The following is a 24,894-nucleotide window of genomic DNA, read 5'->3' as shown; positions in this document are numbered from 1 at the left end:
GGTTATCGGTCCTTCGGATCCAGCGCGTCGCGCAGGCCGTCGCCAATGAAGTTGAAGCAGAACAGCGTGGTGACGAGGAAAGCGGCCGGGAAGCCCAGCTCCCAGGGCGCGGCCTCGATCGACTTGGCGCCCTGTTCTAGCAGTGCGCCCCATGAGGTCATCGGCTCCTGCACGCCGAGCCCGAGGTACGAGAGGAAGCTCTCGAACAGGATCATCGAGGGCACCAGCAGCGTGGCGTACACCGCTACGATGCCCAGCACGTTGGGCACGATGTGCCGGGTGATGATGCCCCAGCGCGACACGCCGCAGACCCGCGCCGCCTCGACGAATTCCTTGCGCTTGAGCGACAGGGTCTGGCCGCGCACGATGCGCGCCATGTCCAGCCAGCTGACCGCGCCGATCGCAAGGAAGATCAGCCACAGCTCGCGGCCGAAGAAGGTCATCAGCAGGATCACCAGAAACATCACCGGGAAGCTGGCGAGGATCTCGAGGAAGCGCATCATCACGCTGTCGGTCTTGCCGCCCAGGAAACCGGCGGTGGCGCCGTAGAGCGTGCCGATCAGCACAGCGACCAGCGCGCCGAGGGCGCCGACCATCAGCGAGATGCGGCCGCCGAGCAGGGTGCGTACATAGAGGTCGCGCCCCAGGTTGTCGGTGCCGAACCAGTGTGCGGTGTCGGTGGCGGGGGCGACGTGCATGTTGTCGAAATCCGGCTCGTCGAAGGCGTGCGGCGACGGCTGGGCGCCAAAGGCACACAGCAGCACGATCACGGTGAGGATCACCAGGCTCGCGAGCGCTGCGCGGTTGCGCAGGAAGCGCCGGCGGGCATCGGCCCACAGGCTGCGACCGCGGATGCTTTGCGACAGGGTGTCGTCGAGCCCGGGTAGCGGCGGCAGCGGTCGCGCGAGGCGTTCGACCAAGGTGGGCGCCGACGGCGCGTGGGAAGGCGAATGCATCGTCGGCCCTTCAGTGGATGCGGATGCGCGGGTCGATGAAGCCGTACAGGATGTCGACCACCGCGTTGAAGAAGATCGTCAGCGTACCGATCAGGATCGTCAGCCCGAGCACCATCGGGTAGTCCCGGTTCAGTGCGCCGTTGACGAAGAGCTGCCCGATGCCGGGGATGCCGAAGAAGGTCTCGACCACCACCGAGCCGGTGATGATGCCGACGAAGGCGGGGCCGAGGTAGGAGATCACCGGCAGAAGCGCCGGGCGCAGCGCATGCCGGCGCAGGATGTAGCCCGCCGGCAGGCCTTTGGCGCGTGCCGTGCGGATGAAGGGGCTGCCGAGTACTTCGATCATGCTGCCGCGGGTGATGCGGGCGATTACCGAGATGTAGTGCTGACACAGCACCGCTACCGGCAGCACCACATAGATCAGCTTGCCACCTTCCCAACCGCCGGCGGGCAACCACTTGAGGCCGATTGCGAAGACCAGCGCCAGCACCGGCGCGAGCACGAAGTTCGGCAGCACTACGCCGATCATCGCAATCCCCATCACCGAATAATCGACCCAACTGTTCTGCCGCAGCGCGGCGGTCACACCCGCTGCAATGCCGACCACGACCGCGACGACGAAGGCCATCAAGCCCAGGCGGAAGCTCACTGGCGCGGCGGCCCACACCAGATCGTTGACAGTAAAGTCCTTGTACTTGAACGACGGGCCAAAGTCGCCGCGCGCCAGATCGGCAAGGTAGCCGAGGTATTGCTGCCAGGCGGGCTGGTCGAGGCGGTACTTGGCCGCGATGGCAGCCATCACCTCGGGCGGCATGTTCGCCTCCGACGAGAAGGGGCCTCCGGGCGCCAGGCGGATCAGGAAGAAAGTGACCGTCACCAGCACCAGCAGGGTTGGCAAGGCTTCAAGCAGCAGGCGGCGGAGGATGAACTTGAGCATGGGCGGCTTCAGTGCGCGAGGATGTAGAGGTCGCGCGTGAGGATGCGGCCCTCCGGGTTGTGGCCGTAGCCCTTGACCCATGGTTTGATCAGGTGGCGGTTGCTGTAGTGGTAAACGTTAACAGTCGGAAAGTCCCTCGCCAGAATCCGTTCGGCATCCTGGTAAAGGCGTGTTCGTTCGCCAGCATCGAGCGTGCTCTTGGCGCGGTCCATGATTGCGTCGTACTGCGGGTTGTTGTACTTGCCGTCGTTGTTGCCATGCTGGGAGTGGAACAGGTCGAGCATCGTCGACGGTTCGTTGTAATCGGCAATCCACGCGTAGCGCGAGACTTCGAAGTCGCCGCGGTTGCGGGAGTCGAGAAAGGTCTTCCACTCCTGATTTACCAACACCACTTCCACCGGACCGATGCGGCGCCACATCCACGCCGCCGCCAGCGCGATCTTCTTGTGCTGTTCATTGGTGTTGTACAGAAGCTCGAAGCGGAGCGGACGCGCCTTGGTATACCCCGCCGCAGCGAGCAGGCGACGCGCCTCGTCTTCGCGTTGGGCTTGCGTCCAGCGTTGCCAATCGTGCTCGATCGGCGAATACCCTTCAGCGGTTTCTGGGGTGAAGCTGTAGGCGGGGGTCTCGCCAGTGCCGACCAGCTTTTGCGCGATCACCTCGCGCTGCAGCGCCAGCGAGAGGGCCTTGCGCACCCGCACGTCGTCGAAAGGCTTCTTGCGGAAGTTGAAGACGTAGCAGTAGGTGCCCAACTGCGGCCAGGTTGCCAGTTCGTTCGGAATCTCGCGGCGGATCTGCTTGAGCTGCTCTGGCGGCACGCCGCCGTCGGCGGTCATGTCGATGCCGTTGGCGCGATACCGCTGGTATTCGGCTGACTGGTTGACGATCGGCAGGAAGGTCACCTTGTCGATCACCGTCTTCGCGTTGTTCCAGTAGTGCGGGTTGCGCACCATCACGATCCGCTCGTTGACGACGCGCTCGGCCAGTTTGTAGGCCCCGTTGGAGATCATGTTGCCGGGCTCGGTCCACTTGTCGCCGTATTTCTCGATGGCCTTGCGGGGTACCGGCATCAGACTGCCGTGCGAGAGCGTGGCAATCAGGTAAGAGACCGGCTTCTCCAGCGTGATCTGGAGCGTGTGGTCGCCAAGCGCCTTGACGCCCAATTCGGAGGGCGGCACCTTGCCCGCCACGATGGCGCGACCGTTTTTCACGTTGCTGGCTTTGCCCAGATACCAAGCGTATTGCGAAGCGGTCTTCGGATCGACCATGCGCTTGAACGAGTACTCGAAGTCGTGCGCGGTCACTGGGCTGCCGTCTGACCACTTCGCGGTCCTGCGTAGCGTGAATAGCCAGACGCGGCCGTCTTCCCGGCTCTCCCATTTCTCGGCGACGCCCGGTATCACCTTGCCGTCCGGGTTGAGTGTCACCAGGCCTTCGAAGAGCTCGACCGCCATGTTCGATTCGGGACGCCCCTCTGACTTATTCGGATCGAGTGTGGCTGGCTCGGTTCCATTGCCGCGCACGATCTCCTGCACCGGATGGAGTTTGGTGCCCGGCGGCACCTCGGCCGCGAATGCGCCGATCGCGCCGGCTAGCGCGGCTGCAGCGCTGATCAAGCATGCAAGCCGTTGGGGCATGTGCATCGTTTCTGGGCTCCTGAATGGGGCGCATCCCGGTATCGCGCTGCCCGGTTGGGCTGCGCAGCGGTCAAGGGCGTCCGGCGTGTGTCCGGGCTTGCCGTACCGGGCAAAGCGGGCAAGGGTAGGCGTTCGGAGGGTACCGTGCAAGCAACATGCCTGCCTTGGCGGCGATCGGCGCGCTTTGATCCGCCTCAATCCTTGGTGCAGAACTTTGCCGTTAAATGCGAATCTGCCATTTTCCCGTCCAAGCAGACGGGGCTTCCGAACCGCTAGGCCAGAACCACACATGACACGCAGCCCTCGCCTGATCCATCTTTCTCACGAACACGCTTCGGCGCTCAAGCTCGCACTCGCGGTGCGGGCCCTCACGCCGGAAGACCCGTCTGCGCTGCCGGCAGTTGCGCAGCGGATTCGCGATACGTTCGAGCGCGAACTCTCGGCGCATTTCGAGGAAGAAGAAAAACATGTGCTGCCGCGCCTGGAGGCGGCAGGGCGAACCGAGCTGGCTGAGCGCACGCGGCGCGATCACGAGCGCCTGCGCGAACTCGCCGATGCGCTGGCCACACCTACGGTGGAAGGCGTGCGTGCGTTTGCCGCGGCATTGACCGCACACGTCGCGTTTGAAGAAAACATCGTGTGGGAGGCGCTGGAACCCGGCGCCGGCATGTCCTTCGATCCGGACGCGATCTGATTGCCTGGCCGGGGTCAGCCCCGGTCCAGATCGAGGCCGTCGAGCAGCGAAAGATTGCTGCTCACCGAGAACGACTCCATCACCTCGTGGTGATCGCAGCGCTGCTCGAATGGCGCTTCGATACCCTTGCCGTGCAGGTGGCAATGCGAGCTTTCCGGCGCAAAGTGCCGGCAGCGTCCTGCACAGGGAAGGGGGAGCGTTGCGGACATCCAGACCTCGGGCGCATTAAAGGGGATGGATGCAATTGTCCGGGTTTTGTACAAAGGTGCTTGTCAAAGATTGCGTCGCGCCAAGCGTGACGAATTTCGCGGGCCGCACCCGGCAGCCTTGAGTCACCGTCCCGGTTGTCGACGGCGCTGTGCGGGTGCCAGCTTCCTTGCAGGGCGGCGTCTCGCTGCATGAGCCGGCAAGCGCTGCGTCTGGCCCTAAACTGTCGCCCTCGGCGCTTGGCCCCCTGCCAGCGCACCCGATGGAGACAACGATGTTCCTGCGCAGACTTGGCGGCAGCCTTCTCGGCCTGAGCCTGACGCTGTGTGCCGGCGCGGCATATGCCTTCAAACTCGATCAGGTACCGGGCGCGCTGTCGCGCAGCGTGGTGCCGGTCGACTATCGCGTCGAGCTGGACGCCGATCCTTACGCCGACAGCTTCTCCGGCCGCCAGACAATCCGCTTCGACCTGCGCCGCGCCACACGTGAGATCGTCTTGCACGCCGATGCACTGACGGTGCGCGCGGACGCGCTGGACGGCGTCGCGCAGGCCATGCCCGTCGAGGCGGACGCCCAGGCGCAGACCATCACGATCCGGCTGCCGCGCAGGCTGGAGCCAGGGCGGCACACGCTGGGCCTGAGCTGGCAGGGCCGTATCGAAGAGAACGGCGAGGGGTTGTACGTGGCGCGCTACCGCACCCCGGACGGCGTCGAGAAGCGGATGCTCGCGACGGACATGGAGCCGATCGGCACGCGCCGAATGATGCCGCTGTTCGATGAGCCCGTCTTCCGCGCCCGCTTCGACATCAGTGTGCGCACTCCGGCCCGCTTCACCGTGTTGGGCAACATGCCGCAGGCGAGCGAACGCAGTCTGCCCGACGGCCGAAAGGAAGTGCGCTTCATGCCGACGCCGAAGATGGCGTCGTATCTGGTCGCGCTCGCTGTTGGCGAATTCGAGGCGGCCCGCGCCACGCACGACGGCATCGAACTGGCGATCTGGACGACTGAAGGCCTCAGCCAGCAAACCGGCTACGCGATGGCCGCCACCTGGCAGGTGCTCGACTACTACCACCAGTGGTTCGGCATCCGCTATCCGCTGCCCAAACTCGATCAGCTGGCGGTACCCGGAAAGCGTGGCGCGATGGAGAACTGGGGGCTGATCACCTATGGCGAATCCCTGCTCGTGATGGATCCCGACCGCGCCGGTTTCCGCCAGCGGGAAGGCAGCTTCACCACGATCGCGCACGAGATCGCGCATCAGTGGTTCGGCAACCTGGTGACGATGGCCTGGTGGGACGATCTGTGGCTCAACGAAGCCTTTGCCGAATGGATGGGCGTGAAGGCCGCGCGGGAGCTCAACCCGGCCTGGCGCGCACTCGATAACCTCGGGCACGAGCGCGACAAGGCCATGCTGGATGATGCGCTGCCCACCGCGAAGCCGATCGCGCGCGCCGTTGCCAGCGATCGCGCAGCCTTCGATTCCTTCGATGCGACCACCTACAACAAGGGCCACATGGTGATCGGCCTGATCGAGCAGTACCTGGGTGAGCAGGGTCTGCGCGACGGCATCCGCAGCTACCTTGGCAAGCATGCCTACAGCAACGCAACCGGCGCGGACCTCTGGGACGCGCTCGCCAAGCGCAGCGGCAAACCGGTTGCGGCCTTCGCGCAGGCGTGGACGACTCGCCCCGGCCACCCGACGGTGTTCGCCAGCCGCACCTGTGAGCAGGGGCAGGAACAGATCAGCCTGCGCCAACAGCGCTATGGTTTCGGCGCGATTGCGGGGGCGGACGAGCAATGGCCGCTGCCGCTGCAGTTGGCGGCGCAGGATGGCGCTACACGCGAGCGCATCGAGCTGGGCAGCGCACCGCAGGTCGTCACCGGCCCCGCCTGCCGCACGATGCGTAGCGTCGAGCCTTCGCCTTTCGATCTGTGGCGCCTAGCTTGGGATGACAACAGCCTGCACGCCTTGCTGGCACGCTTCCCGCAACTCAGTTCGGAGCAGCGCGCACGCCTGCTGGGCGATGCCTGGGCGCTCGCGCAAACCGGCGACGTGCGGATCGATACGGTTGTTGCGATGCTCGACGCGCTGCCGGTGTCCGATACGCCGCAAACCTGGAGCAGCGCGATCGCTGTGATGCGGGCGGTACGCGGGCTCACACGCAACACGCCACACGCGGCCGCTTGGGATGCTCGTGTGCGAGGCTGGCTGGCGCCGGTGGGCGAGCGGCTGGCGGCGCTGCCGACCGATCAGCAGGAGCAACCCGCGTTCGCGATCTTGATCGCCGACGTGGAAACCTTGCGCGGCTTGGCGGGCGATGTTGGCGTGATCGCGCTGGCGCGCCAGCAATTCGCGCGCGCCGAGCCAAACGTGTCGCGCGATCGTTATGTGGGTTTGCTGCAGGTGTTCGCTGCCCAGGCAACGCCAGCCGAATTCGACGCCCTGCTTGCACGCAGCCGGGAGAACCGCGATACCGGCCTCGAATGGGCTTACGGCAACGCGCTCGCATATGCACCGACCCCCGAGGCGGTGGAAAAGGTGCTGGCCCTGAGCCTCGAAGATGCCCTGCCGCGCGCGGTGCGCGACAGCCTCGCGGGGTGGCTGGCTGAGCACGGCCATGCACGACGGGTGTGGACCTTCACTCAGGCGCATATCGACACACTGTTTGCGCGCGCCTCCACCTGGGCCCGCCGTTACATCGTCAGCAGTCCGTTGGACGGCGCACGCGATGCAGCCCTTGCGGCCGAGATCGACGCCTATGCCGCGGCGCATCTGACGGATGACGAGCGGCCCACCGTGAAGCAGGCGCTCGCTGGCAGCGCGCGCAACATCGAAGCCTGGCAGCGCATTGGCGAGCCGCTGGCGCGGGTGCTGGGCTTGCCGGACAGCGCAGCCACCGCCTCGACTGGCGCGTCTGCGCCACCGAAGGGGGATCCGTCATGACTGCGCAGCACCCGCTTGCCCGGCTGCTTGGCCATGCGCGCGCCTATCGTCGCGACGTCTGGCTCGCCTCGCTGTACTCGGTGCTCAACAAGTTCTTTGATGTGCTGCCGGAGGTGCTGATCGGTGTCGCGGTCGACGTGGTGGTCAATCGCAAGGACTCCTTCCTCGCCCGCGTCGGCGTGCATGAGCCGAAGGACCAGCTGGTGCTGCTGGCCGCGGTCACCGCGCTGATCTGGGTCGGCGAATCGCTGTTCCAGTACCTCTACGACGTGAAATGGCGCACCCTCGCGCAGAACCTGCAACACGACTTGCGGCAACAGGCCTACCAGCATGTGCAGCGCCTGGAGATGGGCTTCTTCGAGCGCCAGCGCACCGGCAACCTGATGTCCATCCTCGGCGACGACATCAACCAGATGGAGCGTTTCCTCAACGGCGGCGCGAACGACCTGATCCAGGTGTTCTGCTCGTCGCTGATGGTCGGCGCGGTGTTCTTCGCGCTCACCGCCAAGCTCGCCTTCCTGTCGCTGATCCCGGTGCCGGTGATCCTCTACGGCGCCTTCTGGTTCCAGAGCCGGCTTGCGCCGCGCTATGCCGGTGTGCGCGAGGCGGCCGGCACGCTCGCGTCACGACTGTCGAACAACCTGCTCGGCATCGCCACGATCAAGGCCTACACGGCGGAAGCCTACGAGGCCGAGCATGTGCGCGAGGGCTCCGACGCCTACCGGGTGCGCAATGCTGAGGCAATCCGCCTCTCCGCGGCGATTACACCGGTGATCCGCATGGCGATCCTGGCCGGCTTCACCGTCACATTGCTCTACGGCGGCTTCCTGACGCTGAACGGCGAGTTGGGTGTCGGCAGCTACTCGGTGCTGGTGTACCTGACGCAGCGTCTGCTGTGGCCGCTGACCCGGCTTGCGGACATGACCGATCTGTACCAGCGCTCGATGGCCTCCATCGAACGGGTCATGAACCTGATCGACACGCCGCTTGCGATTCCCTACGAGGGCCGTCACCTGCCCGCCGGTTCGGTGAAGGGCGCGCTGACCTTCGACGCGGTGCACTTCGCCTACGGCGAACAGCCCACGCTGCAGGGCATCTCGCTGACGGTGCCGGCCGGCCACACCGTTGCCTTCGTCGGCAGCACCGGCAGCGGCAAGAGCACGCTGGTGAAGCTGCTGCTGCGCTTCATCGAACCGCAGCGTGGCCGCATCCTGCTCGACGACACCGCCATCGGAGAAGCCAACCTGCAAGACCTGCGCCGCGCGATCGGCTATGTTGCGCAAGACAGCTTCCTCGCCGATGCGACCGTCGCCGACAACATTGCTTACGGCCTGCCAACGGCCAAGCGGGACGACATTGTCGTCGCCGCGGTGGCCGCTGAAGCGCACGAGTTCATCGCCCAGATGCCGCAGGGCTACGACACGCCGGTCGGTGAGCGCGGGCAGAAGCTCTCCGGCGGCCAGCGGCAGCGCATCGCGCTGGCCCGCGCGATCCTGAAGAACCCGCCGATCCTGGTGCTGGACGAAGCCACCAGCGCGGTCGACAACGAGACCGAGGCCGCGATTCAGCGCTCGCTTGAACGCGTCACCCGCAACCGCACCAGCCTGATCATCGCGCACCGGCTCTCCACCGTGCGGCACGCCGACACCATCTACGTGATGGAGCAGGGCCGCATCGTCGAGCAGGGCACGCACGACGCGCTGCTCGCGCTCGGCGGCCAGTACGCCGCGTTGTGGCGCCTGCAGACGGGCGAACGCACGGTGGCCGAATCTGCGGCCGATTCGGTGTAGGCTCGCGAACTTGTCACGCGAAACGCGTACAAACAGAGAACCCGAGGCGCCCGACAGATGGCGCCCGCAACACCACCCTCAACCCTGACAGGAGCAACACCATGAGCACAGTCACTCTGGGCGGTAACCCGATCGATGTCGCCGGCACCTTCCCGGCCCCCGGTAGCACCGCCGCCGAGTTCGCGCTGGTCGGCGCCGACCTCGCCAACCATGGCCTCGCCGAGTTCGCCGGCAAGCGCAAGGTGCTGAACATCGTGCCCTCGCTCGATACGCCGACCTGCGCAGTCTCGACCCGCAAGTTCAACGAGAAGGCCTCGTCGCTCGACAACACCGTCGTGCTGGTCATCTCCGCCGACCTGCCCTTCGCCGCCAAGCGCTTCTGCGAAGTCGAAGGCCTGAAGAACGTGATGACGCTGTCGACCATGCGCGGTGGCGAGGCCTTCAAGCAGGCCTACGGTGTGGATATCGCCAGCGGCCCGCTCGCCGGCGTTACCGCCCGCGCCGTGGTTGTGCTGGATGCTGACAACAAGGTGCTGCACAGCGAACTCGTCAGCGAGATCAAGAACGAGCCGAACTATGAGGCGGCGCTGGCGGCCTTGAAGTAAGGTTTTGGCTGGGGCCGTTGTGACGGCCGTGTGCGTTGTGGAAGGAGCCCGCTGAGTGCGGGCTCTTTTGTTTTGTGGCGTCGTGGATTTGTAGGTTTGTTCTGGGCTTTGCGAAGCCCGACGGGTTTGGCTTGCGATGGGTTGTGTCGCGTTGCGACGGTGTGACCGCTCAAGCCGGGTCCCGTCCCGGCGGGCGGGGTACTTTCTTTGTGTGAACAAAGAAAGTACCCAAAGAAAGTCGCCCCGCTTCAACGCCCCGCCTGCCGCGGGGTGCCCTGCGCTGCTCGAAGCATCGGGTGGCTGCGGAACTCGCCCTCGCTGCGCTCGGAGCTCAAACAGTCCTCGCCACCGCCATGCTTCGCATGTCGGAACCCGATGCTTCTGCGCTGCTTGGCGTTTCAGAGGGGGATTGAAAAGCGTCAGCGATCAGCCGCTTTTTGCAAATCCGATCCGCGTGAAAACGGCGACGGTTTTGACTGTGGGTCCCGTCGAGAGCGCCGAGTAGCGGAGCGCGACCGGGAAGAAGGCCGAGGACTGTTTGAGAACCGAGCGCAGCGAGGGCGAGTTCCGCAGGCCCCCGGTCGTGCGAGCAGCGCAGGGAAGTCAGGTGCGCAGCACCTGACCGCGAACGGCGTAAGCGGGGTTTCGCGGAGCACTGCTCCGCGCCGCTGGAGCGGGCAGTGTGTGCAAACACTGCACTATTTCGGGTCGTCTTTTCTTGGTTACTTCTTTTGACGAAGCAAAAGAAGTAACACGCCCGCCGGGGGCGGGACCCCGGCCAACGCACGCCTGCAAAGCGACAAAGCGAATCGCCAGCCGCCGCAACCTGCGCGCAAGCCAAACCTTGGCCTTCGCTACGCTCAACCCAACCTACGTCACCGCCGGTTCTCGTGCCGAGGCGGAGGAAACGGTGGCGCAGTCGCACCTGGCGGGACGAGGACCCGGTCGACAAACTGACGCGTCGCTGCACTCGAGCCATGCCCAACGCCTGGACATTTGTAGGCAGTGAGCCAAGGATACGGGTGCGCGGAGGACGCTTGCCGCGCGCCCCAGGCGTAGCGAAGCATCTCGGCCATCACTTCATTGGTCTGCGTGTCGATCACCTTGACGGTGCTGCTTGCCAGACCGCGCGCCCGTTCGGTAGGCACGACATGGTCTTCGAAAGTCACCGCATAGCGAGGGGCCGGATCTTGCGGTGGGTTTTCATCAAGCCAAAACTTGATGTAACCCTTCAAGTAGGACTTGTTGTCGTGCTGCCACGGCTCGTCCCAGCGAGGCGTGTAGTGAATCCGCTTGCCAGTCTTCTCATCGATGACGTCGACATAGCTGAATCCGGGGATTGCTCCATCCATCCGTTCGGTGCTTGTAAAGTAGCTTTCGTCGTTCACTCCGGAGGAGGGGTATCGGTATTCGAGAAACGATGTGATGTAGCCATCGTCAGTGGTCTCCAGCGCAAAGGCCGCCCCCGGCGCCATAAGATCCTGCCAATCACCATCGCGACGAACCTTCAAGAGCAGAATCCCCTCAACATTCTCGGCCTTGCGATAGAACTTGTAGCCGGCGACCTCCCGGCACAAACGCTGAAACTCAGCCTTGTCCGCGGCATACCGTGCTTGCGCCGCCGCCCGCGCCTGGCGGGCGAGGTGGTAGTCGTAGGCGGGTTTGGCGAGCAAGGCCGCCAGCGTCAGCAGGCCCAGCACCCAGCGGGTTTTCATATTCAGCGCTGGCATTCGCGCAGTTCTCCGGAAAGCATGTGGTGTATGGCTCATGATCCGTTCGGCAGATCGGCAGATCGGCTGCGGCGTCGGTGCGCTTGCAGGCAGCGCAGTGGTCCGCCGGTATTGTCCGCGGATGGCCGCTTTGCCGTGCGAGGCTACTTCACACTCTGCGGCGGGTATGTCCCGTCGCGGCCCTACGCGCAAGCCCGCTTGCGCCGGATCAATCGCGGCACACGACCACGCCTCGGCGTGACGGAATGGGCCACGCGATGGGCACAACACACGGCAGAATCCGCCCGCGCCCGCCAAGCCGGATGAGCGCTCGCGCAGCTCGCCGCGATGGTTCGCGAGCACAACGACCCGACCCAAGATGAACAAGAAAACGCTGTTGGCCGCCGTTGCGGCCTGTTTTTGCACCCTGAGCGCCCAGGCCGATGAAGGCCGCTCCGTCTTCTTCGCGCTGACCGGTGGCCTCACCTACGGCGGCGACGAGATCGCCACCATCACCTACACCGATGGCAGTTCCACCGAACTGCGTGCCGGCAACCTGTTCAACATCGGTGCGGGTGCGCTGTGGGCGCCGACGAACATGCCGATCGCGGTGCAGGCTACGCTGAACTACCATTCCGACTACGCCAGCGCCAAGAACGGCGATGCCACCTTCTCGCGCGTGCCCTTCGAGCTGATGGGCTACTACACCGGTGTCGACAAGTGGCGTTTCGGCGCCGGCCTGCGCTTCGTGAACAGCATCAGCGCGGAACTCAAGCGCGATGGCGCTGCAACCGAGACGGTCGACTACAAGAACGCCGTGGGCTATGTGATCGAGGCGGGCTACCGGATCACGAAGCAAGGCTGGGTCAACGCCCGAATTGGTATCGAGGAGTACGAGCCGGAATCGCTCAAGGTGGGCGGTTGGCGCTACGACATCTCGAACCAGGAGAAGGTCAACGCCAGCTACGGCGGCGTGAACGTCGTGTTCGGGTTCTGATCTCGTCCAGAGGTGATCAGTGGTGCGTTTCTGCACCGCTGGTCACCTCTCGTATCGCAGTCCGAGGGCAGCAACGGCAGGCATTTTTTCGCTCGCCCGATTCAGCATTTGCCAACGCGTTCTTCACTGTTGTCGATCCATGAAACTCCCTGTCCCCTCTCTTTCCGTTTTGCTCGCTTTTTGCCTTTGCCTTTTCCTTTGCCCGCCATCAATGGCGCAGGAGGTAGCGGAGACCACCCAAACCATCTTTGTTGACCGTGAATTGGCCAAACCCAAACCGATGTACTACTTCGGGCCGGGAGGAGGTGCAGCGCTGATGTTTGGCGCCTTGGGTGCCGCCGCAGTGGAAAAGGCGATGACCCCTGCTCAGGCGATCCAGCGGCACGCAGAAGATAACGGTGTGTTCATCGAGAGAATCGTCTTGGAGGCATTGCTTGCCGAGCTCAAGAAGTCCGGCAGAGGGGTTGTGACGGAGGGGGCCTTGTCCGTCGATTCAATGTTCAAACTAGAGATTCAGTTATATGGGTTCAGCATTCCGCATGGGTTCAGCTCGAAGCTGGTGCCGGTTCTGAGCGTGAGTTGCGCTGTATTCGGCAAGAACGGCGACAGGGTCGCCACGAGGCGGGGCTATGTTGGGCCGCTCGGCAACCCCGCAGACGGCGTGGACGAAGCAGAGCTGAAGGATCCCGCTGTGATTGAGCGGTTATGGACCATCGCGGCCCAAGCCGCGGTGCAGAAGATAATGGCCGCAAACGTCGGGCAGGGAAGCAGCGCGCAGCTGATGCCTGGCATGCCCAACTGAATGCCGTGTGGCAGATTGCAAGGCGTCACCGTCTGCCGCGGCGAGGCATCTGCGGTAGATCGGGTCAGCGGTGAAGCCTGCGCAGACTAGAATCCCGGTTTTCCCAAATCCGGAGCTCCCATGTCCGTCCTCATCTGCGGGTCGATCGCCTACGACACGATCATGGTTTTCCAGGATCGCTTCAAGAAGCACATCCTGCCTGACCAGATCCACATCCTGAACGTTTCCTTCCTCGTGCCGGACATGCGACGCGAGTTCGGCGGCTGCGCCGGCAACATTGCCTACGCGCTGAAGCTGCTCGGCGGTGCGCCGCTGATCATGGCCACGGCGGGTGAGGACGCCGCGCCGTACCGCAAGCGGCTGGCCGACCTCGGGATTCCGGATACGCATGTGCGCGAGGTGCCCGGCAGCTACACCGCGCAAGCCTTCATCACCACCGATCTGGACGACAACCAGATCACCGCCTTCCACCCCGGCGCGATGAGCTTCTCGCACCAGAACCATGTGGCGGATGCGGCCGGCGTGAAGCTCGGCATCGTCGGGCCGGACGGTCGAGACGGCATGCTGCAGCACGCACGCGACTTCCACGCCGCGGGCATCCCCTTCGTATTCGATCCGGGTCAGGCGATGCCGTTGTTCTCGGGCGAGGACTTCCTGCAGTTCCTCGACTGGGCGACCTGGTGCACCGTTAACGACTACGAAGCCCATCTGCTGTGCGAGCGCACCGGTCTCACGCTGCCGCAGATCGCGGCCAAGGTGCAGGGGCTGGTTGTCACGCGCGGCGGCGAAGGTTCGGACATCTTTGCCGACGGGCGCGAAACGCGCGTACCGGTGGTGCCGATCACCGCGATCGCTGATCCCACCGGGTGTGGCGATGCCTACCGCGGCGGGCTGCTGTACGGGCTATCCAACGGTTGGTCGCTGGAGAAGGCGTGTCAGCTTGCAAGCGTGATGGGCGCTTACAAGATCGAAGTTCGCGGCCCGCAAAACTACGCGCCGACGCGCGATGAGATCGCGGCGCGGTTCGAGAAGGCCTACGGCGCACGGCCGTTCTGATCTGCTATAGGCAGTAACGAAAAAGGCCGGGCGTTTGCACCCCGGCCTTTTTTACGTGCTATCGCTTTCGCAGCCGCGGGGCCGTGCCGTCGTGTTCAGCCGTCACCGCGCTCACCGGCCGCATGCAGATGCCGGCGAACCGACAGCGCGGCGCCGAGCCAGCCGAGCAGGCTTGCGAAACCGATCAGCACGGTTACGCCGAGGAGATCCGGCCCGCCGAGTTCGAGCGGGATGCCGTAGGACTCGGCGAGTCGCGTGGCGGGCCCCTGCATCAGCGCAAGGATGCCGAGCAGCAGCCCCCAGGCGGCGAGGCCGCCGAGCGCGCCTTGCAGCGCACCGAACCACAGGAAGGGGCGGCGCACCCATTGTTGGGTTGCGCCGAGCAGCAGGCTGACGCCGATTTCGTGCCGCTGCGTCAGGATCTGCAACCGGATGGTGTTGAAGGTGACGATGACCAGCGCGGCGCCCAGCAGGCCGGCCAGTGCACCGACCGCCGAGTGTACTAGGCTCACCAATGCTGCCAGCCGTTGCACCCATTCGGTGTCGAGTTGCACATGCGCGACGCCGGGCAGTTTGCGGAAGCTCTCGGCGAGGCGTGTGAACTCGGCGGGTGCGTCGCTGTGCGGGGTGATGATGAAGGCGTCGGGCAACGGATTCTCACCGAGCGCGCGGGTTACGTCGCCCAGGCCGCTGCCGCTTGCCAGCTGCTTGAGCGCTTCGTCGCGCGGAACGAAGCGCAGGCCGGTGACGCCTTTGTCGCTGCGCAGCGCACGTTCGACTGCGGCGACCTTGGCCTTGTCGGCGCCCACTTCCATGAAGAGGCTGATCTCGGGTTGGCCGGACAGGCCTTGTGCAAGTCGGGCGACGCTGTCGGCAAGCACATAGCCCAAGGCGGGCAGCACCAGCGCGATGGCAACCACGAGCACCGATAGCAGGGTGCCGAGCGGGGTATGGGTGAGACGTTTGACGGCGCGCGTGAGCGCGATGCCGTGGAGGGCGAACCAGCGGGTCATGCGCTCACCAGCCTTCCCTTCGAGAGTTCGATGCGGCGCGGCGCGCGATCGGCGAACAGGCGTTCGTCGTGGGTCGCGATGATCATCGTCACGCCGGCTTCGTTGTAGTCGCGGAACAGCGCAGCGATGTCCTGCGCATAGGCCGCATCGAGGTTGGCGGTTGGTTCGTCCGCAATCAGCATGGTCGGGCGATTGACGATCGCGCGCGCGATCGCGACGCGTTGTTGCTCGCCGCCCGAAAGCGAAATCGGCATCGAACGTTCATGCTGTGCCAGGCCGACGCGCTCCAGCGCCGCGCGGACACGCGCCTTGGCGTCGCGTACCGGCATGTCGGCGAGGATCAGCGGCAGCATCACGTTGTCCAGCACATTGCGGTCGTAGAGCAGGCGGCTGTCTTGCGTGACGAGGCCGAGGCTGCGGCGCAGATAGGGAATCGCGCCGGCCGACAAGCGACTCACGTCCTGATCGTTGATCAGCACGCGGCCGCTGGTGGGGCGTTCGAGCACCGGCAGCAGCTTCAGCAGGGTGCTCTTGCCAGCGCCCGAGTGGCCGCGCAGCACGACCAGCTCGCCGCGCTCGATGCGCAGGTTGATGCCGATCAGCGCTTCGTACCCGCCGGGGTAGCGCTTCGAAACGTTGTCGAACTGGATCACGCGGCGCGCTCCTGGCTGTGATCGGCTAGTTGGCGGGCGCGGCGTCGAACAGTGCCTCGACGAATTCGCGCGCCACGAAGGGCTGCATGTCGTCGATGCGCTCGCCCACGCCGATGAAGCGGATCGGCTTCGGGTTGGTACGTGCGATGGCGGCGAGCACGCCGCCCTTGGCGGTGCCGTCGAGCTTTGTCACGACCAGTCCGGTGACGCCAACCGCCTTGTCGAAGGCGGCCAGTTGCGCCAGCGCGTTCTGGCCGATGTTGGAGTCGAGCACCAGCAACACTTCATGCGGCCCGGTCGGGTCCGCCTTCTGGATTACGCGACGCACCTTGGCGATCTCTTCCATCAGGTGCAGTTGTGTAGGCAGGCGGCCGGCGGTGTCGGCCAGCACGATGTCGATGCCGCGGGCGCGCGCAGCGTTGATGGCGTCGAACACGACTGCGGCCGGGTCGCCGCCGTCTTGCGAAATCACCGTCACATCATTGCGGCGGCCCCATTCCTGCAGTTGCTCTCGGGCGGCGGCGCGGAAGGTGTCGCCCGCGGCAAGCAACACGCTCTTGCCTTCGGCCTGGAAGCGCTTGGCCAGCTTGCCGATCGATGTGGTCTTGCCGGAGCCATTCACGCCGGCCAGCATGATGATCGTCGGCTTGTGGGTGTGGATGTCGAGCGGCTGCTGCAGCGGCGTCAGCAGGCCTTCGAGCAGTTCCATCAGTACGCCCTTGAGCTGCTCGCCGGTTTCGAGCTTGTCGCGCTTCCAGCGCTTGCGCATTTCGTCGATCAGGTACTGCGTCGCGTCGACACCGCAGTCGGCGGTGAGCAGGGTGGTCTCGATCTCGTCGAGCAGTTCGTCGTCGATCTTGCGTCGCGAAAACAGGTCCGACATCACGTCGCCGACGTCGGCGCCCAGTGTCGGGCCGACCGCGGCGTTCAGCTTCGCGCGGGTCTTCGACAGGCCGTCGCGCAGGCGCGCGGCCCAAGAGCGTGCGTCCGCCGGCGCGCTGTTCGTCTCTGGCGCAGGGGCCGGGGTGGTTACCGTCGAAGCAATCGGTGCGGCGTCAACCGGCGCTGCTTCCGGGGCCGTTGCGGGCGCTGGCGCGGCAGGGCTTGGCTGCGGCGCGGCGCTGTCGGCGGGTCTCTTCTTGAAGAAATCGAACATGGGAGCTTCCGTGGATGCCGGGTGCGCGAGTGGCGCGCAAGCCCGTGTGCCGCTAATATGCTGCGCCCGCGGTAGCCTGCAGAGGCTGCGCCGGCAGGAAAATTCGACCCAGAAGTCTAGCAGATGCCCCCCATCCATCCTGAGTTTGCGGTGTCCGGAGCTGCCCGATGAGCCAATTGCGCATCGTGGGCGGCCAATGGCGTTCGCGCCGCCTGCAGGTGGCGGATGTCCCGGGGCTGCGGCCAACGCCCGACCGGGTGCGAGAAACCTTGTTCAACTGGCTGGGGCAGGATCTGGATGGCTGGTCGTGCCTGGATCTGTTCGCCGGGAGCGGTGCGCTCGGCTTCGAGGCGGCTTCGCGCGGTGCTGCCCATGTGCTGCTTGTTGAGCGCGACCCGGCTGCGTATGCTGTCCTGCAGCAAAACGCCCGCCTGCTTGGGGGCGAGGCCTTGGTATGCCAACGTGGCGACGCGCTGAGGTTGGTCGACACAACACCACGCCGCTTCGATCTGATCTTCCTTGATCCGCCGTTCCGCCAGCAGTGGCTGGAGCGGCTCGCGCCGAAGCTCGAACGGATGTTGGCCGATGACGGCTTTGTGTACGTCGAAGCGGAATCGCCGGTCGAAACCCTGGGTGGCTTGCGTGCCGTCAAGGCCGGCAAGGCCGGACAAGTTCACTATCAACTACTGCAACGAGGCGACGCATGAGGGAACGCGTAGCGGTTTATCCGGGAACGTTCGATCCGCTGACGCGCGGCCATGAAGACCTCGTGCGGCGCGCTTCGCGCATGTTCGAGAAGGTCATCGTCGCGGTCGCAGACAGCCGCGGCAAGCGGCCGATCTTCGAACTGGACGAGCGGGTCCAGATCGCGCGCGAGGTGCTCAGCGGCTATCCGAACGTCGAGGTCGACGGGTTTTCCGGCCTGCTGCTGGATTTCCTGAAGAAGCAGGATGCGCGCATCGTGCTGCGCGGCCTGCGTGCCGTGTCGGACTTCGAATACGAATTCCAGATGGCCGGGATGAACCGCCGGCTGTATCCCGAGGTCGAATACGTGTTCCTGACACCGGCCGATGAGTTCATGTTCCTGTCGGCGACGATGGTGCGCGAGATCGCACTGCTTGGCGGCGATGTGAGTCAGTTCGTGCAACCGGCCGTGCAGGCGCGGTTGAGAGAGAAGATTAGCGCCCTGCGAGGGTAAGGAAGAGGTAAGAAGCCATGGCTTTGATGATCACCGACGAATGCATCAACTGCGACGTGTGCGAGCCCGAGTGCCCGAACAACGCGATTTCGCAAGGTGCCGAGATTTATGAAATCGACCCGAACAAGTGCACCGAGTGCGTCGGTCACTACGACGAGCCGCAGTGCCAGCAGGTCTGCCCGGTCGACTGCATCCCGCTGAATCCGGAACGCGTTGAGACCAAGGATCAGCTGATGGACAAATTCCTCAAGCTGACCGCGCAGAAGTAAGCGCCGGTGCAGCAACAGAAACGGGCGGCCTCGGCCGCCCGTTTGCGTTTCCGGCTACCGCACTGATCAGGCGGCGCGGGCGGGAGCCTCGGCTTCGGCCAGATCACCGGTGATGCCAATTGCGGCGGCGATGCCGCGCTCCAGGCGGGTCAGCTCGGCCATCTGCTGCAGCAACCCGCGCTCGGCCTGATCGAGCTCCGCGATGCGCTCTTCCAGCGTGCCAGTGGCCTCGTGGATGCGCTTGACGCTTTCAAGCCGGCGCTTGAGCTGGATCTGATACTCGCGCACCTGTGTTTCGAGCGGGCTCATCACCGCGCGCAGCCATTGGTCAACGTCGCGGTTGGCCATTTCGAAGGTGCGGCGGGCTTCCAGCGCAATGGTGTCGAAGAAGCGTTGCGTGACGGTGCCCTTGCGGTGCAGCACCATCGCGCCGACGGTGTTGAGCTGCTGGTTGAAGGCGGCGCGGAGGCGCTCGATTTCCTTCTCGTAGCGCAGCGTCGAGAAGCTCGACGGCGCGGCGAGTTTGAGGCCGTGCTCGATGGCGAACTTCTTGTACATCGTGTCGAGCATCCGCTGAATCTCGCCGACCTCGTCCGAAGACTTGCGCAGGTTGCCGCGCAGCTGATCGAAGAAGCTCTCCATCGCCTCGCGCAGCCCGCGCGAGAAGTTCGCATCCAGCATCGCTTCACGCGTGCGCCGGGTCTCGTGGCGAAGGGCGTCGAGGCCAAGGTGTGCGTAGAGGTTGTTCGACAGGCTGGTGAACACGCTGCGCGTTGCGTGGTACTTCTGCAGGCCTTGTTCGAACTCGGTCTTCTCGGCGCGCACCTTGCGCATCATGTACTCGATGACGCTGCGGTTCTTGCCGCGCAACTCGGAGAGTTCGCGCACCTGCTCCTGAACGCCCCGCAAACGCGCATTCAGAAGCTCACGGGTGCGGCGGATGATCTCGCCGGTTTCGCCGCGTGCGTTGTCGCGCACGATCTCCTGGCGCGTCGGCAGCAGCTCGCTGGTCAGTGCGCTCTCAAGTGTTTCGACGCGGCTGCGGTCGAGCAGGTCCGGGTCGCGCGTCACCTTGGCGAGCAGCGCCTTCTGAGCCGAAACCGGAAATACTTGGTTCTCCGGTACCGACAGCGTGCGCGCCACGCTGGTGACCTGGCCGCGGATCTCGTTGTCGATCTGCGATTCCGAGCGGATGCCGTCCCACAGGCTGTCGATCTTGTTGAGCACCACCACGCGGCCGCGCTGCTGCGCCTTGCCGGCAACGATGTGTTCTTGCCAGACGGCCAGATCGCTCTGCGTGACGCCGGTATCCACGGCAAGAATGAACAGCACCGCGTGCGCGTTGGGCAGCAGCGAAAGCGTCAGCTCGGGTTCGGAGCCAATCGCGTTCAGGCCCGGGGTGTCGACGACGACGAGACCTTGCTTCAGCAAGGGGTGCGGGAACTGGATCAGCGCATGGCGCCAAGCCGCGATCTCGACCTTGCCATCTTCCTCGACCCGCGTGCCCTTCTTGCCGCTCGGATCCACCGCGAAGCCGAGGCGCTCCGCCTCGTCCGGCGCGACGCGCTTGGTCTCGCCAACGCGTGCCATGGCGCGCTGCATGCTCTCGGTCGATTCAACATCGATCGGGACCGTGATCCATTCTTCCGGGTGGCGTTTGAATTCCTGAACGCTGGCGCCGCGTCCGCGCGTTTCGATCGGCAGTAGGCGGATCGACGGCGACTGGCCGTTTTCCCACTGCAACTCGGTCGGGCACATGGTGGTGCGGCCGGCGGAGGAGGGCAGGATGCGGTCGCCGTAGTCGGCGAAGAACACTGCGTTGATGAGCTCGGACTTGCCGCGCGAGAACTCGGCGACGAAAGCGACGGTGAGCTTCTCGTCGCGCAGGCGCTCGAGCAGGTAGCGCAGGCGCAAGTCGGTCTGGGCGTCGCCGACCTCGTTGCGGGTGAGCCAGGTTTTCAGCTGCGAAATGGACTGGCCGACGCTGTCGCGCCACTCTGAAAACTCGGAGAAACTGTCAGTCAGGTTCATACCCGCTCCCGGGGGTGGAGATCAGCCGCCAGCGGCCCGCGCCGACGATCAGCGCCTGGATTTTGACGAATTCCTCAAGCATAACGAAATTCAGTCCGGCTGGGCGGGCCGCGGCCGACGAACGGTAATCGGCTGCGCGGGTGCTCGCGTGCGCGCTAATTCAGTGCTGGCACGTCGGGCACCAGAAGGTGCTGCGCTGGCCCATCACTTGCTGCCGGATCGGCGTTCCGCATTGCCGGCAGGGCAAGCCTGCACGCCCGTAGACGAAGGCTTCCTGTTGAAAATAGCCGGGCTCGCCGTCGCTGCCAACGAAATCGCGCAGCGTCGAACCGCCGGCCTGGATCGCCGCGCGCAGGGTGTCCTTGACGGCCTCGACCAGTCGCTCGCAGCGCGCAGCGGAGGTTCGCCCTGCCGGCGTACTGGGCCGGATGCCAGCGCGAAACAGGCTTTCGGATGCGTAGATGTTGCCGACGCCGACCAGCGTATGGGCATCCATTAGGAAGAGTTTGATCGCGCTGCGCCGCCCGCGCGTAGCTCGATACAGCCAGGGGCCGCTGAAGGCGCTGGAGAGCGGCTCAATGCCAAGCGGTGCAATCAGTGGGTGCGTGTCGATCGGCGCGACCCACCAGTCGATCACGCCGAATCGTCGCGGGTCGTGATAGCGCAGCGCGTGCGCGCCGAACACGATGTCGACATGGTCGTGCTTGCGCAGCGGCGCATCGGGCGGCACCACCCGCAGGCTGCCCGACATGCCGAGGTGAATCAGCACGGTGCCGGCCGGGGCGCTCAGCAACAGGTATTTCCCGCGGCGAGTGACCGATGCGATCGTCTGCCCTGGTAACTCGGCAGCCAGCTCGGGCGGGACCGGGCGACGCATGCGTGCCTCGCGCACAGCCACCGCGGTGACGGTGCGGCCCTCGACATGCGGCGCGATGCCGCGACAAGTGGTTTCAACTTCAGGCAGTTCGGGCATCGAGGGGTATCACGGCAAGCTGATAACATCGGACGAACGCATGTTACTTCCGACTGTCCCAGATGACGCCTACCCGGATTGGAGTTTCCGCCATGTCGCCGCGCCCGTTGCTGAAAACCGTTTCGCGCCTCGTGCTCGGCCTGTGCCTGGGCGCCGGCGTGTTCGTGGCGCGTGCCGACGAGCCCGCGGCGACACAGTCGACGCCTGCTCAGAGCCCCGCAGCAGAGCAGGCGAGCGCCCTGACGCCACAAGTGCTGTACCAGTTTCTGCTGGCGGAAATTGCTGGCGCGCGCGGCAATCTGGAGCTGGCGTCGCAAGGCTATCTGGACCTGGCGCGAAAAACGCAGGATGCGCGCATCGCCCATCGCGCCGCAGAGATCGCCCTCTACGCGCGCCGCGTACCGGACGCCCTTGAGGCGGCACGTCTGTGGAACAAGTTGGAGCCGGATAACCTGCAGGCGGTGCAGATGCTCGCCGGTTTGCTGGCCGGCGGCATGGGGCAGCTCGATGAACTGGAGCCGCAGCTCGCACGCATTCTGGCAAAAAGCCCTGAGGGCCCGGCGGGACTGCTGATGGCGCTGAATGGCACCTTGCAGCGCTACCCGGACAAGGCCGAGGTTCGGCGCAGCGTGGATCGGCTCACGGAGCCCTATCTGAAGTTGCCCGAGGCTAACTTCGCGCGCGCCCATGCCGCGTTCAATGCAGGCGATGCCGATGCTGCGCTTGCCTCGCTCGACGCTGCGCTGGTGCGCAAGAGCGATTGGGAGCCGGCGGCGCTGCTCAAGGCGCAACTGCTGCAACAACAGGGGCGAACCAAGGACGCGATCGCCTTCCTCGCCGCCTTCCGCAGCAAGCAGCCGCAGTCGGTTGATATCCAGCATGCCTATGCCCGTTTGCTGGCCGCTGATCGGCAGTACGACGCCGCGCGGGTCGAGTTCGACAAGCTGGTGACGCTGGCGCCGGACAACGGCGAGATCGGCTACACCCGGGCCTTGCTGTTGCTGCAGGCGGGTGACGCGAATGCGGCGGAGGCTGAATTCAAGCGCTTGCTGGTGCTCGGCAAGCCCGACTCGGATACGGTCCGGATGCAGATTGCCCAGATTCAGGAAGAGCAGAAGCGGATTCCCGAGGCGATTCTGTCGTATCGCGCGATCACCGGCGGTGCGCAGCGCAACTCGGCGTGGATTCGCGCAGCCCTCTTGCAGGCTCGCGGCGGCGATCTGGCAGGGGCGCGCAGCGAACTCGCGCGCCTGCGCGCTGCCGAGCCGAAGGAAGCAAACACCTTCCTGCTTGCCGAAGCGCAGATCCTGCGGGAACTCGATCGCGCGGCCGAGGCCTATGCGCTGCTCGATGCCGCGATTCGCAAGCAGCCTGACCAGACCGAGCTGATCTACGACCGCGCGTTGCTGGCCGAACGTTTGGGCAAGTACGACGAAATGGAGCGCGATTTGCGCCGCCTGATCAAGCTCAAGCCCGACGAGGCGCAGTCCTACAATGCGCTCGGCTATTCATTTGCGGATCGCAATATCCGTCTTGCTGAGGCCAATACACTGATCCGCAAGGCGCTTGAGCTGGCGCCGGACGATGCGTTCATCCTCGATTCGATGGGCTGGGTGCTGTATCGAAGCGGCAACCTGGAATCCGCTTATGAACATCTGAAGCGGGCGTTCGAGGTGCGGCCGGATCCGGAGATTGCCGCGCATATCGGCGAGGTGCTGTGGATGATGGGGCGCCAGGACGACGCCCGTAAGACCTGGCAGGACGCCCTTGCCGCGCATCCTCAGAATGAGGAACTCGCTAAGGTCATCAAACGTTTCACACCATGAGCTTCGGGCGTCGCATTTCTGCTGCGCTGAGTTTGGCCGCGGTGGCGCTCCTCAATGCTTGTGCCACGGCGCCGCAGCAGGCGCCACTTCGCGCAGGCGACTATTCGCTGAGCGGCCGCGTGCTGGTCAGGCAGGCCAACCGCGCCGACGTACTGCGTCTGAACTGGACGCACCTCGGCATGCGCGACACGGTGCGTCTTGAAACACCGCTGGGGCAGACGGTCGCAGAGCTGCAGCTCGATCCGCAACGCGCGCATGTTCAGCTCGGCGATGGGCGTGCCTTCGAGGCTGCGGATGATGTCGCGCTTGCCGAGCAGGTGATCGGTGTGCCGCTGCCGCTTCGCCAGTTTTCCGGCTGGCTGCGTGCCGAGCCGGGCGCCAGCGCTGTCGCGATCGAGCGGGATTCCGACGCGCGTATCGTGTCGATGCGCGATAGCGGCTGGCTCTTGAGTTATTCCGGCTACGGCGCGGTGGAATCCGTCGCCGGCCCGAGCCTGATCGAAGCCAGGCAAGGAGATGTGGTGGTGCGCGTCAAGATCGAATCGTGGTTGCACGGAGTCGTGGAATGAGTGGTGTGGATGTGCGCGGCCGTGTCGCGCGAGTGCCGGCGCCGGCGAAGATCAATCTGTTTCTGCACGTGGTTGGCCGTCGCGCCGACGGCTATCACCTGCTGCAGAGCGCCTTCCGCCTGCTCGACCGCAGCGACTGGATCACCCTGACGGTTCGCGATGACGGCAAGATCAATCGCCTGTCCGAACTCGCTGGCGTCCCTCCCGAGCAGGATCTGGTCGTACGCGCGGCGCGCCTGCTGCAGCAGAAAGCGGGCGTCGCACTCGGCGTGGATATCGAGGTCGAAAAGCGTCTGCCGATGGGCGGCGGGCTCGGTGGCGGCAGTTCGGATGCCGCGTCGATCCTGCTTGCGCTCAATGTGCTGTGGGGCGTCAATGCCGAGCGCGAAACCTTGCAGACCTGGGGGCTTGAACTCGGCGCGGATGTGCCGTTTTTCATCTTTGGCCGCAGCGCGTTTGTCGAAGGTGTGGGCGAACGGATGCAGCCGCTCGACCTGGCGCCGGCTTGGTATGTTGTGGTCGAGCCCGGCGTTCAGGTGCCAACCGCTGAAATTTTTTCCGCCGAGGATTTGACAAGAAATACAGAACCCACCATAATTGCGAGCTTTCCGGGATCACCAACGCGGAACGATCTTCAGCCAGTCGTATGCCGCCGCTACCCTGCGGTTGCTCAAGCGGTTGAAATGCTCGGCGCGATGGGAGATGCCAGAATGAGCGGTTCTGGCGCCTGTGTGTTCCTGTCTTGCGAGAGCGAGGCCGAAGCGCAGGCAGTGCTCGCAAAGCTGCCCGCCGAAGTGGTGGCGTGGTCGGCGCGGGGGCTGGACTGGCATCCGTTGCACGATTGGGCGGGTCCGGCGCGGTAGAGCAGCAGT

At 65.1% G+C, this 24,894-nt stretch carries 23 protein-coding genes; 13 read left to right on the top strand and 10 right to left on the bottom strand.

Features of this window, described 5'->3' with window-relative positions; translation table 11 throughout:
* Positions 1–2: 2 nt before the first annotated feature.
* Genes oppC through HH302_RS07820 form a run of 3 tightly spaced genes read right to left on the bottom strand, consistent with a single transcriptional unit; the run spans position 3 to position 3,536 of the window.
* Positions 3–956 carry an oligopeptide ABC transporter permease OppC gene (gene oppC, locus HH302_RS22290; protein WP_216661834.1) on the bottom strand — a complete coding sequence of 318 codons (954 nt, stop codon included), beginning with the start codon at positions 954–956 and terminating at the stop codon, positions 3–5.
* 10 nt (positions 957–966) lie between these two features.
* A complete protein-coding gene (gene oppB, locus HH302_RS07825) occupies positions 967–1,893 on the bottom strand; it encodes an oligopeptide ABC transporter permease OppB (protein WP_172201046.1) in 927 nt (308 codons plus the stop codon).
* Positions 1,894–1,901: 8 nt separating this feature from the next.
* Positions 1,902–3,536, bottom strand: coding sequence for an ABC transporter substrate-binding protein (locus HH302_RS07820; protein ID WP_216661833.1), 1,635 nt, complete (start codon positions 3,534–3,536; stop codon positions 1,902–1,904).
* Positions 3,537–3,819: 283 nt separating this feature from the next.
* Here HH302_RS07820 and HH302_RS07815 point away from each other — a divergent pair, with 283 nt between their 5' ends.
* Positions 3,820–4,224, top strand: a complete 405-nt coding sequence (locus tag HH302_RS07815) for a hemerythrin domain-containing protein (RefSeq protein ID WP_172201044.1) — start codon at positions 3,820–3,822, stop codon at positions 4,222–4,224.
* A 14-nt stretch (positions 4,225–4,238) separates the two neighbouring features.
* Here HH302_RS07815 and HH302_RS07810 read toward each other — a convergent pair whose 3' ends face one another.
* Positions 4,239–4,433 carry a hypothetical protein gene (locus tag HH302_RS07810; protein WP_172201042.1) on the bottom strand — a complete coding sequence of 65 codons (195 nt, stop codon included), beginning with the start codon at positions 4,431–4,433 and terminating at the stop codon, positions 4,239–4,241.
* A gap of 272 nt (positions 4,434–4,705) precedes the next feature.
* Between HH302_RS07810 and HH302_RS07805 the strand changes: the two genes are divergently transcribed.
* The 3 genes from HH302_RS07805 (at position 4,706) to tpx (ending at position 9,770) form a co-directional block, all read left to right on the top strand.
* Complete coding sequence (locus tag HH302_RS07805) at positions 4,706–7,375, top strand: M1 family metallopeptidase (RefSeq protein ID WP_172201040.1); 2,670 nt, start codon at positions 4,706–4,708, stop codon at positions 7,373–7,375.
* A complete protein-coding gene (locus HH302_RS07800) occupies positions 7,372–9,165 on the top strand; it encodes an ABC transporter ATP-binding protein (protein WP_172201037.1) in 1,794 nt (597 codons plus the stop codon). The genes HH302_RS07805 and HH302_RS07800 overlap by 4 nt, the downstream gene beginning before the upstream one ends.
* A gap of 101 nt (positions 9,166–9,266) precedes the next feature.
* Complete coding sequence (tpx, locus tag HH302_RS07795; RefSeq protein ID WP_172201034.1) at positions 9,267–9,770, top strand: thiol peroxidase; 504 nt, start codon at positions 9,267–9,269, stop codon at positions 9,768–9,770.
* 875 nt (positions 9,771–10,645) lie between these two features.
* Here tpx and HH302_RS07790 read toward each other — a convergent pair.
* Positions 10,646–11,500, bottom strand: a complete 855-nt coding sequence (locus HH302_RS07790; RefSeq protein WP_172201031.1) for a hypothetical protein — start codon at positions 11,498–11,500, stop codon at positions 10,646–10,648.
* A gap of 358 nt (positions 11,501–11,858) precedes the next feature.
* On the opposite strand from HH302_RS07790, the gene HH302_RS07785 reads away from it, so the two are divergent.
* From HH302_RS07785 to HH302_RS07775, 3 genes are all read left to right on the top strand, one after another.
* Positions 11,859–12,476: an outer membrane beta-barrel protein gene (locus HH302_RS07785; protein ID WP_172201028.1), complete on the top strand. Its 618-nt coding sequence runs from the start codon at positions 11,859–11,861 to the stop codon at positions 12,474–12,476.
* Between the two features lie 139 nt (positions 12,477–12,615).
* The gene (locus tag HH302_RS07780; protein WP_172201025.1) at positions 12,616–13,278 is read left to right on the top strand and encodes a hypothetical protein; all 663 of its coding nucleotides are present in this window, start codon (positions 12,616–12,618) and stop codon (positions 13,276–13,278) included.
* Positions 13,279–13,398: 120 nt separating this feature from the next.
* Entirely contained in the window at positions 13,399–14,334 is a 936-nt protein-coding gene (locus HH302_RS07775) for a carbohydrate kinase family protein (protein ID WP_172201022.1), read from the top strand.
* 95 nt (positions 14,335–14,429) lie between these two features.
* Here the strand turns inward: HH302_RS07775 and ftsX are convergent, their stop codons facing one another.
* From ftsX to ftsY, 3 genes are read right to left on the bottom strand one after another with little or no spacing between them, the layout of a single operon-like run.
* Positions 14,430–15,347 carry a permease-like cell division protein FtsX gene (gene ftsX / locus HH302_RS07770; protein ID WP_172201019.1) on the bottom strand — a complete coding sequence of 306 codons (918 nt, stop codon included), beginning with the start codon at positions 15,345–15,347 and terminating at the stop codon, positions 14,430–14,432.
* Positions 15,344–16,000, bottom strand: a complete 657-nt coding sequence (locus tag HH302_RS07765) for a cell division ATP-binding protein FtsE (protein ID WP_172201016.1) — start codon at positions 15,998–16,000, stop codon at positions 15,344–15,346. Before HH302_RS07765 ends, ftsX begins: the two co-directional genes overlap by 4 nt.
* Before the next feature lie 25 nt (positions 16,001–16,025).
* Entirely contained in the window at positions 16,026–17,156 is a 1,131-nt protein-coding gene (gene ftsY, locus HH302_RS07760) for a signal recognition particle-docking protein FtsY (protein ID WP_172201014.1), read from the bottom strand.
* Positions 17,157–17,323: 167 nt separating this feature from the next.
* Between ftsY and rsmD the strand changes: the two genes are divergently transcribed.
* From rsmD to HH302_RS07745, 3 genes are read left to right on the top strand one after another with little or no spacing between them, the layout of a single operon-like run.
* Positions 17,324–17,863, top strand: a complete 540-nt coding sequence (gene rsmD, locus HH302_RS07755; RefSeq protein ID WP_172201011.1) for a 16S rRNA (guanine(966)-N(2))-methyltransferase RsmD — start codon at positions 17,324–17,326, stop codon at positions 17,861–17,863.
* Positions 17,860–18,354, top strand: coding sequence for a pantetheine-phosphate adenylyltransferase (gene coaD, locus HH302_RS07750; protein ID WP_172201009.1), 495 nt, complete (start codon positions 17,860–17,862; stop codon positions 18,352–18,354). The genes rsmD and coaD overlap by 4 nt, the downstream gene beginning before the upstream one ends.
* Positions 18,355–18,371: 17 nt before the next feature.
* Positions 18,372–18,623 (top strand): YfhL family 4Fe-4S dicluster ferredoxin, encoded by a 252-nt coding sequence (locus HH302_RS07745; RefSeq protein WP_172201007.1) that lies wholly within the window; start codon positions 18,372–18,374, stop codon positions 18,621–18,623.
* A 66-nt stretch (positions 18,624–18,689) separates the two neighbouring features.
* Here HH302_RS07745 and HH302_RS07740 read toward each other — a convergent pair whose 3' ends face one another.
* Positions 18,690–20,654, bottom strand: a complete 1,965-nt coding sequence (locus tag HH302_RS07740) for a dynamin family protein (protein ID WP_172201005.1) — start codon at positions 20,652–20,654, stop codon at positions 18,690–18,692.
* Positions 20,655–20,814: 160 nt separating this feature from the next.
* A complete protein-coding gene (gene mutM / locus HH302_RS07735; protein ID WP_172201003.1) occupies positions 20,815–21,627 on the bottom strand; it encodes a bifunctional DNA-formamidopyrimidine glycosylase/DNA-(apurinic or apyrimidinic site) lyase in 813 nt (270 codons plus the stop codon).
* A 92-nt stretch (positions 21,628–21,719) separates the two neighbouring features.
* Between mutM and HH302_RS07730 the strand changes: the two genes are divergently transcribed.
* From HH302_RS07730 to ispE, 3 genes are read left to right on the top strand one after another with little or no spacing between them, the layout of a single operon-like run.
* Entirely contained in the window at positions 21,720–23,453 is a 1,734-nt protein-coding gene (locus tag HH302_RS07730; protein WP_172201000.1) for a tetratricopeptide repeat protein, read from the top strand.
* Positions 23,450–24,022, top strand: coding sequence for an outer membrane lipoprotein LolB (locus tag HH302_RS07725; RefSeq protein ID WP_172200997.1), 573 nt, complete (start codon positions 23,450–23,452; stop codon positions 24,020–24,022). The genes HH302_RS07730 and HH302_RS07725 overlap by 4 nt, the downstream gene beginning before the upstream one ends.
* Complete coding sequence (gene ispE / locus HH302_RS07720; RefSeq protein ID WP_172200994.1) at positions 24,019–24,885, top strand: 4-(cytidine 5'-diphospho)-2-C-methyl-D-erythritol kinase; 867 nt, start codon at positions 24,019–24,021, stop codon at positions 24,883–24,885. The genes HH302_RS07725 and ispE overlap by 4 nt, the downstream gene beginning before the upstream one ends.
* The last annotated feature ends 9 nt before the right edge of the window (positions 24,886–24,894 follow it).

This window comes from Niveibacterium sp. COAC-50 (assembly GCF_013184235.1).
Classification (GTDB): domain Bacteria; phylum Pseudomonadota; class Gammaproteobacteria; order Burkholderiales; family Rhodocyclaceae; genus Niveibacterium; species Niveibacterium microcysteis.
The sequence above is the reverse complement of the archived record's forward strand: the minus strand, read 5'-3'. Positions and strand labels throughout refer to the sequence as shown.

Coding starts and splice junctions, on each gene's coding strand:
- oppC (WP_216661834.1), bottom strand. CDS start 956: ATGCATTCGCCTTCCCACGCGCCGTCGGCGCCCACCTTGGTCGAACGC.
- oppB (WP_172201046.1), bottom strand. CDS start 1,893: ATGCTCAAGTTCATCCTCCGCCGCCTGCTGCTTGAAGCCTTGCCAACC.
- HH302_RS07820 (WP_216661833.1), bottom strand. CDS start 3,536: ATGCACATGCCCCAACGGCTTGCATGCTTGATCAGCGCTGCAGCCGCG.
- HH302_RS07815 (WP_172201044.1), top strand. CDS start 3,820: ATGACACGCAGCCCTCGCCTGATCCATCTTTCTCACGAACACGCTTCG.
- HH302_RS07810 (WP_172201042.1), bottom strand. CDS start 4,433: ATGTCCGCAACGCTCCCCCTTCCCTGTGCAGGACGCTGCCGGCACTTT.
- HH302_RS07805 (WP_172201040.1), top strand. CDS start 4,706: ATGTTCCTGCGCAGACTTGGCGGCAGCCTTCTCGGCCTGAGCCTGACG.
- HH302_RS07800 (WP_172201037.1), top strand. CDS start 7,372: ATGACTGCGCAGCACCCGCTTGCCCGGCTGCTTGGCCATGCGCGCGCC.
- tpx (WP_172201034.1), top strand. CDS start 9,267: ATGAGCACAGTCACTCTGGGCGGTAACCCGATCGATGTCGCCGGCACC.
- HH302_RS07790 (WP_172201031.1), bottom strand. CDS start 11,500: ATGCCAGCGCTGAATATGAAAACCCGCTGGGTGCTGGGCCTGCTGACG.
- HH302_RS07785 (WP_172201028.1), top strand. CDS start 11,859: ATGAACAAGAAAACGCTGTTGGCCGCCGTTGCGGCCTGTTTTTGCACC.
- HH302_RS07780 (WP_172201025.1), top strand. CDS start 12,616: ATGAAACTCCCTGTCCCCTCTCTTTCCGTTTTGCTCGCTTTTTGCCTT.
- HH302_RS07775 (WP_172201022.1), top strand. CDS start 13,399: ATGTCCGTCCTCATCTGCGGGTCGATCGCCTACGACACGATCATGGTT.
- ftsX (WP_172201019.1), bottom strand. CDS start 15,347: ATGACCCGCTGGTTCGCCCTCCACGGCATCGCGCTCACGCGCGCCGTC.
- ftsY (WP_172201014.1), bottom strand. CDS start 17,156: ATGTTCGATTTCTTCAAGAAGAGACCCGCCGACAGCGCCGCGCCGCAG.
- rsmD (WP_172201011.1), top strand. CDS start 17,324: ATGAGCCAATTGCGCATCGTGGGCGGCCAATGGCGTTCGCGCCGCCTG.
- coaD (WP_172201009.1), top strand. CDS start 17,860: ATGAGGGAACGCGTAGCGGTTTATCCGGGAACGTTCGATCCGCTGACG.
- HH302_RS07745 (WP_172201007.1), top strand. CDS start 18,372: ATGGCTTTGATGATCACCGACGAATGCATCAACTGCGACGTGTGCGAG.
- HH302_RS07740 (WP_172201005.1), bottom strand. CDS start 20,654: ATGAACCTGACTGACAGTTTCTCCGAGTTTTCAGAGTGGCGCGACAGC.
- mutM (WP_172201003.1), bottom strand. CDS start 21,627: ATGCCCGAACTGCCTGAAGTTGAAACCACTTGTCGCGGCATCGCGCCG.
- HH302_RS07730 (WP_172201000.1), top strand. CDS start 21,720: ATGTCGCCGCGCCCGTTGCTGAAAACCGTTTCGCGCCTCGTGCTCGGC.
- HH302_RS07725 (WP_172200997.1), top strand. CDS start 23,450: ATGAGCTTCGGGCGTCGCATTTCTGCTGCGCTGAGTTTGGCCGCGGTG.
- ispE (WP_172200994.1), top strand. CDS start 24,019: ATGAGTGGTGTGGATGTGCGCGGCCGTGTCGCGCGAGTGCCGGCGCCG.